Source organism: Anthropogastromicrobium aceti, assembly GCF_020687335.1.
GTDB classification, from domain to species: Bacteria; Bacillota; Clostridia; order Lachnospirales; family Lachnospiraceae; genus Anthropogastromicrobium; species Anthropogastromicrobium aceti.
In genome coordinates, this window is the sequence record NZ_JAJEQN010000014.1 from 70209 (window position 1) to 78229 (window position 8021).

At 39.8% G+C, this 8021-nt stretch carries 8 protein-coding genes and 1 tRNA gene; 3 read left to right on the top strand and 6 right to left on the bottom strand.

Annotation, left to right across the window (positions count from 1 at the left end; translation table 11 throughout):
- Nucleotides 1–97: 97 nt before the first annotated feature.
- Together LKD48_RS07310 and LKD48_RS16515 are read left to right on the top strand one after the other, a co-directional pair.
- The gene (locus tag LKD48_RS07310; protein WP_308731605.1) at nucleotides 98–1183 is read left to right on the top strand and encodes a TolB-like translocation protein; all 1086 of its coding nucleotides are present in this window, start codon (nucleotides 98–100) and stop codon (nucleotides 1181–1183) included.
- 15 nt (nucleotides 1184–1198) lie between these two features.
- Nucleotides 1199–1474, top strand: a complete 276-nt coding sequence (locus LKD48_RS16515) for a cysteine-rich small domain-containing protein (protein ID WP_066562435.1) — start codon at nucleotides 1199–1201, stop codon at nucleotides 1472–1474.
- A gap of 23 nt (nucleotides 1475–1497) precedes the next feature.
- On the opposite strand, the gene LKD48_RS07320 is transcribed toward LKD48_RS16515, so the two are convergent.
- Nucleotides 1498–1905 (bottom strand): LytR/AlgR family response regulator transcription factor, encoded by a 408-nt coding sequence (locus LKD48_RS07320; protein WP_118612057.1) that lies wholly within the window; start codon nucleotides 1903–1905, stop codon nucleotides 1498–1500.
- Nucleotides 1906–2164: 259 nt separating this feature from the next.
- Here LKD48_RS07320 and LKD48_RS07325 point away from each other — a divergent pair, with 259 nt between their 5' ends.
- Entirely contained in the window at nucleotides 2165–3601 is a 1437-nt protein-coding gene (locus LKD48_RS07325) for a helix-turn-helix transcriptional regulator (protein ID WP_308731606.1), read from the top strand.
- Between the two features lie 59 nt (nucleotides 3602–3660).
- Here LKD48_RS07325 and LKD48_RS07330 read toward each other — a convergent pair whose 3' ends face one another.
- The 5 genes from LKD48_RS07330 to LKD48_RS07350 all read right to left on the bottom strand — a co-directional run bounded on the left by LKD48_RS07330 (nucleotide 3661) and on the right by LKD48_RS07350 (nucleotide 8016).
- Nucleotides 3661–4833, bottom strand: coding sequence for an SLC13 family permease (locus LKD48_RS07330; protein ID WP_308731607.1), 1173 nt, complete (start codon nucleotides 4831–4833; stop codon nucleotides 3661–3663).
- Nucleotides 4815–6089: an MBL fold metallo-hydrolase gene (locus tag LKD48_RS07335; RefSeq protein ID WP_308731608.1), complete on the bottom strand. Its 1275-nt coding sequence runs from the start codon at nucleotides 6087–6089 to the stop codon at nucleotides 4815–4817. Before LKD48_RS07335 ends, LKD48_RS07330 begins: the two co-directional genes overlap by 19 nt.
- 79 nt (nucleotides 6090–6168) lie before the next feature.
- Nucleotides 6169–7245, bottom strand: a complete 1077-nt coding sequence (locus LKD48_RS07340) for an LCP family protein (protein WP_118612054.1) — start codon at nucleotides 7243–7245, stop codon at nucleotides 6169–6171.
- Nucleotides 7246–7267: 22 nt separating this feature from the next.
- Complete coding sequence (locus LKD48_RS07345; protein ID WP_308731609.1) at nucleotides 7268–7765, bottom strand: RNA polymerase sigma factor; 498 nt, start codon at nucleotides 7763–7765, stop codon at nucleotides 7268–7270.
- A 179-nt stretch (nucleotides 7766–7944) separates the two neighbouring features.
- Nucleotides 7945–8016: transfer RNA gene (locus LKD48_RS07350), tRNA-Glu, on the bottom strand.
- Between the last annotated feature and the right edge of the window lie 5 nt (nucleotides 8017–8021).

Sequence of the window (8021 nt, forward strand, 5' to 3'; positions counted from 1 at the left end):
TCGAAAAATTCTTCAAGCATTTCCCACGATTGGCTTGATGCAAAACAAAAATAGGAGTACAATCAAATAAAAAAATAGTGAAGGTAGGTACATTTTCATGGAAAAAGTATGTGAATATGAAGGCTCTTCTCTCTGGGGCATGAATGGCGGTCAGCCAGAAAGTCCAGATGGAACCCTTCTTGTCTACGCAAAAAAGCCTGATTTGGAGGACAAAGAAAAGCAGATCACCGAGATCTGGATCTGCGACCGAAATACGCTGGCAAACGCACGCTGTGTCTTTACAGTAAGCTGCGGCAACCACAATGGTCCATCTGCCACTTTTACAGATAATGATCACATTGTTTTTCGTGATATAATAAATGGATTTAGCGCATTTCGTGTCCTGAATATTCATACAGGAGAAGTTGTTTATGGACCAATCTTCGGTAAAGAAAGCCACTGTGCTGAAAATGGGCAGTATCCATTCTCCATCTCAGAGGAATTTCTGGACAAGAACCCCGATTACCCAGAACTTAATACATGCGGTATTTATCTGCTTGATTTAACAACTGGAAAGATTCGCCGCGTTGCCGATAAAAAGACTGTTTATGACATGGTTGTAAAAAGTGGCTGTACACCAAATGATCACACAACTTCAATGAGCCACGTACAGTTAAATCCATCTGCGACAAAGGTGATGATGCGTTTAAGCGTTGCCAACTGCCCTGTATTTGGTGCCCTTGGCTGCATTGACCTTGAGACTGGTAAGACACATGTCATTCCAGACAAACCAGTTCATCAGCTTTGGTTTGACGATGATACATACATGGCAACTCGTCAGTACTATGACGGTTCAAAGATTGAGATGGAAACGAGCCGTATCCAGCGTTTTACACCAAACGGAGAATGCATAGAAACGCTTGGTGGAATTGGAAATCATATTGATGGTTCTCCAGACCGCAGCTACTTTGTCGGAGACCGCGCTTATCCTGGCTACCCAGCAGACATTTTCCTGTATCGCCGCGGCGAGACCACTCCTATTGCTACATTTGGTGGGCAAAACTTCCAAAACTGTACTTGGAAGCTTCAGATTCATCCAAATCCAACCTTCTCACGCGATGGAAAAAGAATTTACTTTAACCACCCAGTTAGCGAGAACCGCACAGAAGCTTGTTTTGTTGAAATAGATGACTTATTAAAATAGTAGAAAGGATCCTCTATGGAACGACCTAAAACGACTCATTATCAATTTTTCTGCAATCGAGAATGTGAATACTTTCCATGCCATAAAAATGCGGACCCAGACAATTTCAACTGCCTTTTTTGCTACTGCCCACTATACGCACTTGGCAAAAAATGCGGTGGGCAGTTTCGCTACCTTCCAAATGGAAATAAAGACTGCTCAAATTGTACTTTTCCGCACAAACGAGAAAATTATAAGGCAATTACATCACGATATAAGGAAATTGCCGAACTGATAAAAGAAAAAAACTAATTATTATTGCACAGCCACAATACTCAGGCATTGACATAATTTTCATAAATCTCTTTTGTCTCTGCCTGATGTGTACGGCTGACTGGTACCATTCTTCCATCAGCCATATAAAGCAACGTCCTTTCAAGGCGTACCACATATTCTAAATTTACGATATAGCTTTTGTGACACTGATGAAAATAATCAGGAAGCAAATCAACAAGATCAGTCAGCTTCTGATAAATGCGAATCTCCCGATTTTTCGTATATATGTACACATTATGCCCTCTGCTTTCCATAAAGCATATTTCATGGCAGTCAATGCGCTCCATCGTCTGTCGTATTGGCAGCATCAGCTGATCTCGGCAAATACGTATCATACGATCTACCAGATACTCGGCAGGTTCCTCTCTTTTTTCAAGCACTTGTGCTGCTATGGTACAATCGCTCATATAAAGTCACCTTCCCCTCTTCTTTTTATAATAGCTTTATCCTACAACTAGTTCTATGCTTTTATTATATTCTTCTTTAGTATACAAAGAATCATATATAAAAACAAGCTGTGCCAAAAAGTGTGCCCGTGTGTACTTCAAACTTTGTCACACAATCGTCAAAATTTGTTCTCAAACAGCAAAATTTGTTATGTCAAACTGTTTGATTATATGGTACAATATACTTTAACTATATAAAGTTTTAAAGGTGGACTTCTTTGTGTCGAAATTCAGTACCTATTTAAAAAGATTAATTGCCGACAGTGGAGAAAGCATCTCTTCACTTGCCCGTACGATTGGAGCAGAACGCACTTCAATTCACAAGGCACTTGCTGACGAGCGAATACTTTCCTATAAAACAGTTCAAGCACTCGCACGTCATTTTAATCTTTCCGTTGATGAACGAAAAGATTTTTTTCAGCTATATGATATCCTTCTTCAAGGCGAGGAAACGTACAACAACCGTCAGGCCGTCTGCCGTTTGTTAAACAATTTGGCATCTGTTGATTTTTCCATGGCTCCGCCGCCAGAGGTTTCTTCTCTAAGTATCTCAGAACGTCTGATCAAGGGTGAATTTGCCGTCCGAAGCGCTATCCGCTCAGTCTTGATCTATGAGATTTCTCATACTGAAAATGCTGAGTTTAACCTTTTTCTTCCACCAAGCTTAAAGTTAACTATCGACTTTATGGAATTTTGGCTTGACAACCGCAGTTTTACAGTAAATGAATTGCTTTGCTTTGAAACAAGTCCAAACGCTGCTGCAAAAAATCTTGAACTTTTGCATGCTGTTATCCCACTGTGTCTTGCCTCTCGTGGTCACTATAAGCCTTACTATTTTCATGAGACTCCAAAAGCAGCATCGCTCTCTCCAATGGGATACTACATTATTTCTCCGCATTATCTGATTCTATTTTCAGAGGATTTATCCACTGCACAAATCCTAGAATCAGAAGACCTTATTTCGTATTACCGTAACTTCTTCAAAAATCTGCTGCTCCAGTGCGAACCGTTAACCCAGTGCAGTTCAGACATGGCAGAAGTGCTAAATGAATATATTTCTGTTGCCGCACCTGATTCTTTGCATATAATTATGCCGCAGCCATGTATCGGTCGCTATATTGAGCACAACATAGTCAAGAAATACCTGAATCGCTCACAGCTTCCACTTGAGCCATACTTGTCACTAATCGACCAGCACTATTCCTTCCTGCGTCAGGTTGAAAGCAACTACTACACCATTTTTACAGAGGAAGGTTTGCAGAATCTGATTGAAAGCCGTACTTGTGATGACTCGCCAAAGGAACTGATTCCATATCTTGACCAGTCAGATGTCTGTGATTTCTTAAAAAAGCTGTATCAGGAGATTGAGACTGGCACTGTACTTGGACTGATTGCTCGTCCAACACAGCTGCATTTACCAGATTATCTTTCGATCTACATCAACCCTCAGACTGGTTTGCACATTTATACGACATTAAAATTTGTCTTTGGTTCTTACTGCTGCAATATTCATATCTCAGAAGAGTCCATTCGCAGTCTGTTCCTTGATTTCTTTCATTCACTTCCAGAGAGCAATCTTGTCTACTCAAGGGAAGATACGCTTTACCTGTTAAAACATCATATCAATCAGTTAGAAGCATCAATTAAAACAAAATAACAAAAAATGAAAACCGGTCAACAGTTACATTGACCGGTCTTCATTTTTTTAATATTTTTCTATAATTGTCCCAATATTTTGGCTGCGGCTAAAAGAATGACTAATAAAATCACATTTGCTGCCGTAAACCAAATAAAATATTTGCCTCGTAATGATGCATCTTCACGTGAAATATATTTAAAGCTGATTAAACTAGCCATAGAAGCAATCATAGTTCCAAGACCGCCTAGATTAGTTCCAATAATCAATGCCCGATAATTATTTGTAAAGCCCGACAACAAAATTGCTGCTGGAACATTGCTCATTACCTGACTTGCTGCAACCGCTATTATGACCTCCCTTGTTTGAATCAAATTCTGAAGAATACTGCAAAACTGAGGGATTCTTCCAAGATTTCCAATAAAAACAAATAGTGCTGTAAATGTTCCAAGCAACGCATAATCTGCATTTCTAAATAATTTACTGTCGAATGCTGCTGCCCAGGCAATCACACAGGCAAATACTATCCAAATAGAAATTAAGCGGCCTACTGCAAGAAGACTTAAGAAAAATAATATCAGATATATAGTCAGACGAAGCTTATCTGAAATTTTTCTGCTTTGTGTCTTTGCATACACAGCTTTATGTGTTGAACCATCCATGCAATTAGTTTCATTATCTGTCTTTCTTTTTGTATGGATTGCAATCCATATAATCAGAATTAACAGCGACAATGCTGTATACGGAAGCATCAGCAAAAAAAATGATGATGCCTGCAAATTTGCTTTTCCATAAAGATATAAGTTCTGAGGATTTCCAATAGGTGTCATCATGCTTCCCAAATTGGCTGCTGCTGTCTGCATAACTACACAGGGAATCAGCCAATGGCATCGCACCTCTTTAGGAAATCTCTTTAAAATTAGAATGGCAAATGGAACAAATGTAATCAATGCCACATCATTTGTAATCACCATTGATAAGAAAAAGCAAAGAAGTACGAGAATCATGACAATACCAGAAATACTTTTTACTCTGTTTAACAGACTTTGTGCGATATAGTCAAATACACCTATCTCTCTTATTCCGGCAACAATCACCATCAGACAAAATAAAATAGCAAGTGTGCGAAAATCAATATATGATACATACGTATCATCTGGATGTACAACAAACATTGAGATGACTGCCAAAATCACTGCAATTGACAAAACTGGTTCTTTCTTTATTGTTATTTTCACCAACACTTTTTGCATTTCTCATACCCCTGACTTACTGCATCTGATTCTGTTACCTGGCGCGCATTTGCCGGATTCATATTTCCGCAATTATTCCTGCTGTGGTATTTAGATCCAGTCGCAGACAGCCATACCATGTTTCCTACCGGCTGGGTTGGAGCAGCTTGTGTCATCGTCTGTGGATCAATGTCACTCAGGTAAGAAGACGGAATATATGTAGTGGCACCATTAAATACAATAGTTGCCCAGCCATTGTCATTGCGGTTTAATACCTGTATCTGATTGCCCGGTCCAAGCTCGCCAACAGTACTGCTCGTGTCATTCGGTTCTTCTTTTACAGATACAAAATCAGCAGCATACAATACTTCCCCGTTGCTTGGTAGATTATTCCATGTGATCGTCTCACCGTCTGATATCGCAATAATATTACCCTGCAGATCTGTTCTAAAAATCTGTGCCTCAATTGATTCCAATTTTTCTATTGTATCTGGGTCTGGATGACCATAGGAATTATTCACACCACATGAAATAACTGCATATTCCGGAAGAACAGCTTCCAGAAAATCCCAGCTTGTGGAGCTTGCAGAACCATGATGTCCTACTGACAGTACATCACAGTAAAGATCTTCATTTGCTGCTATGATATCCTTTTCTTCCTTTGACTCAGCGTCACCAGTAAATAAGAATGACGTATCGCCATAATCAAGACGAACCACAACAGAATTGTTGTTTGAATCATCCCTAATTTGTGTCGGTCCAAGTACAGTAAAGCTGCCCTCGCCAAACTCGTACTCTTGACCCACTTCTGGGTATGTCACTTCCTTATTTTGAGACGACAATGTATTGTAGAATGACGTATAAAGTTTGGAATTATGTTTATAGTCCGGTGCAATGATTGTCTCAGTATCAAATGCATGAAGTGCACCGACAAGACCATTTAAATGATCTGCATCGTAATGAGACGCAATCATATAGTCAATGTCCTCAATACCCTCATCCTTCAGATATGAAACAAAGTATGATGCTGCGTCCGAGTTTCCGCCATCATATACAAGTACATCGTCACCAGCCTTTGCCATTATTGCGAGTCCCTGACCAACATCAATAAAGTGAACTGTCAATTCTTCCTGAGGCAGATTGCTCTGTGTGTTTTCGGCAGCTGGTACAGCCATCGTCCCCGGCAGCATCATGGTTGCTGCGGCGGTGGCTGCCATCCACTTTTTCAGCTGCCCTGTCAATTTTTCTGGAAATGTTTTTTCAAGCATGTGTTTCATCTTTGGTGTGTTCCTCCTTTTTTTCGTATGAGACAATCAATATTTAATAAGAAATCGATTGCTTCACACGGTACTAGGATTAGTTTAACACACTCAGATGTGGAATGCCATAAAATTCTTCTGAAAGAGTATACACAGGTTCTTCATTGTTCTCTTCTTTGGTTACTTCTACATACTCGCTCTGTGCCAGATCAATATATGAAAACTCAGTACAAGCAAATGCCTGTTCCATTATCATTGCAACCTCAAATGGTTCATTCGATAATGTGATATCTGCATTCACCGTGGATAAGATTATAATGCTGGCAACCGTTATCTTTTCATAATCATTGTTTTGCTCAGCCATTCGTGAATATAATTGTTTCAATGCCTTAAGAAAACGCGATCCTCTTACACCATTCTCTGTATCACGCACTCTGCACCATGCTACAGTCTGCGGACCATCAAGAAGCTGAACTCCGAGTTCTGTAATCTGCCCCTTTGTTGCAATGCCTGTCGATTCCACTACTTCTGTCAGGTACCCATTTAACTGAGAATACTTTGGATCTAAATCTGCCTCTGTAACCTCTAATTCCAAACCTCCATACATATTAACAAGCTGTGCAAATATTGAAAATGATGCTGTCACTTGACCCTCAATTTTAATTCCAAAATTTCGTTCAATTGCACTCCAAAGATCATTAGTACTCTGATACCACCAGTCGTACTCACTCGCTTCCTTTCCATCCAGCTCTAGGCGACGTGGAATTGAAATAAGTTGAATTTTTCCTTTGCTCGCATCCATCCCTGCCAAAACAATTGCATCTGCATGCGTACCTGTTTTTTTATCTGTGCGACCATCCGTTCCAAGTAACAAATAATATTTCATTTCTTGATTTACTTGCACGGTCTGTGAATTATCTTCCTCTGTACTCTTTTCCACCTGTGCTGCAGGCTGATTTGTATTCTTATTTCTTATAATGCCTGGCATAGCTGTCACCATAAAAAATACAATAATCGCTGCCGCTGCCATTGCAATTTTCGCAAATCTGCCCATCTTTTGCCTATTTTCTTTTTTTGTCTGCACTTTTGCTCTCGCAGCTACCCATATTTTATCTTTCTGTTCTTCCGAAAGCTTTATTTCATCGCACATATTTCTATAATCATCCTGCTTCATGCTGCACCTTCCTTTCTGTTTGTTAAATTCGTGAACTACTATCTGCCTGCGGCTCCACCAGTTCTTCTTTCAATTTTTTTCTCGCTCTAAGTAAGAGTGACCGCACCGTAGATGACTGTTTTTCCATAATTTTAGCAATCTCTTCCGTTGAATAGCCGACATAATAATATAGATAAATTGCTGTGCGGTATTTTGTTGGCAATGACATTACACTCTCCCACACATCGCTAGTCCGCACACCTACCCTTTCCATATCAATAAGCGATTCGTCCGCTGTCACCTTACGTCTCCACCATTGGCGATGAAGCTGCCTGCATTCATTAACCCCAACCTTAAGTAACCATGACTTTTTATGACTTTCCGACTCAAATGTTCCTGTGTACTCCATTAAATGTACCAATGTATTCTGCACCGCATCCATTGCATCATGTACATTTCCAGTGTAAAAATAACATAGTCGATACAAATCATCACCGTAGTCATTATAGGTTTGACGTACCTCTCTTTCTTCGTGTTTCATCCCTTATCACCTCCGCCTTGTAACGATCAATGCATTGAATTTTCTACTTGTGTTTTATTTCCTTTCACCTATATCATGCAGCTGCCTTAAGAAATGTTGCAAACTATTATAAAAAAGAATCTGTTTCTAGGAAAAATCCGAACAAAAAAGAAAAAGTCCTGCTTTCGCAGGACACATAGCAGCTTGTAGGAGAATCGAACTCCTGTTTTCGCCGTGAGAGGGCGACGTCTTAACCCCTTGACCAACAAGCCATATT

Coding starts and splice junctions, on each gene's coding strand:
- LKD48_RS07310 (WP_308731605.1), top strand. CDS start 98: ATGGAAAAAGTATGTGAATATGAAGGCTCTTCTCTCTGGGGCATGAAT.
- LKD48_RS16515 (WP_066562435.1), top strand. CDS start 1,199: ATGGAACGACCTAAAACGACTCATTATCAATTTTTCTGCAATCGAGAA.
- LKD48_RS07320 (WP_118612057.1), bottom strand. CDS start 1,905: ATGAGCGATTGTACCATAGCAGCACAAGTGCTTGAAAAAAGAGAGGAA.
- LKD48_RS07330 (WP_308731607.1), bottom strand. CDS start 4,833: ATGCAAAAAGTGTTGGTGAAAATAACAATAAAGAAAGAACCAGTTTTG.
- LKD48_RS07335 (WP_308731608.1), bottom strand. CDS start 6,089: ATGAAACACATGCTTGAAAAAACATTTCCAGAAAAATTGACAGGGCAG.
- LKD48_RS07340 (WP_118612054.1), bottom strand. CDS start 7,245: ATGAAGCAGGATGATTATAGAAATATGTGCGATGAAATAAAGCTTTCG.
- LKD48_RS07345 (WP_308731609.1), bottom strand. CDS start 7,765: ATGAAACACGAAGAAAGAGAGGTACGTCAAACCTATAATGACTACGGT.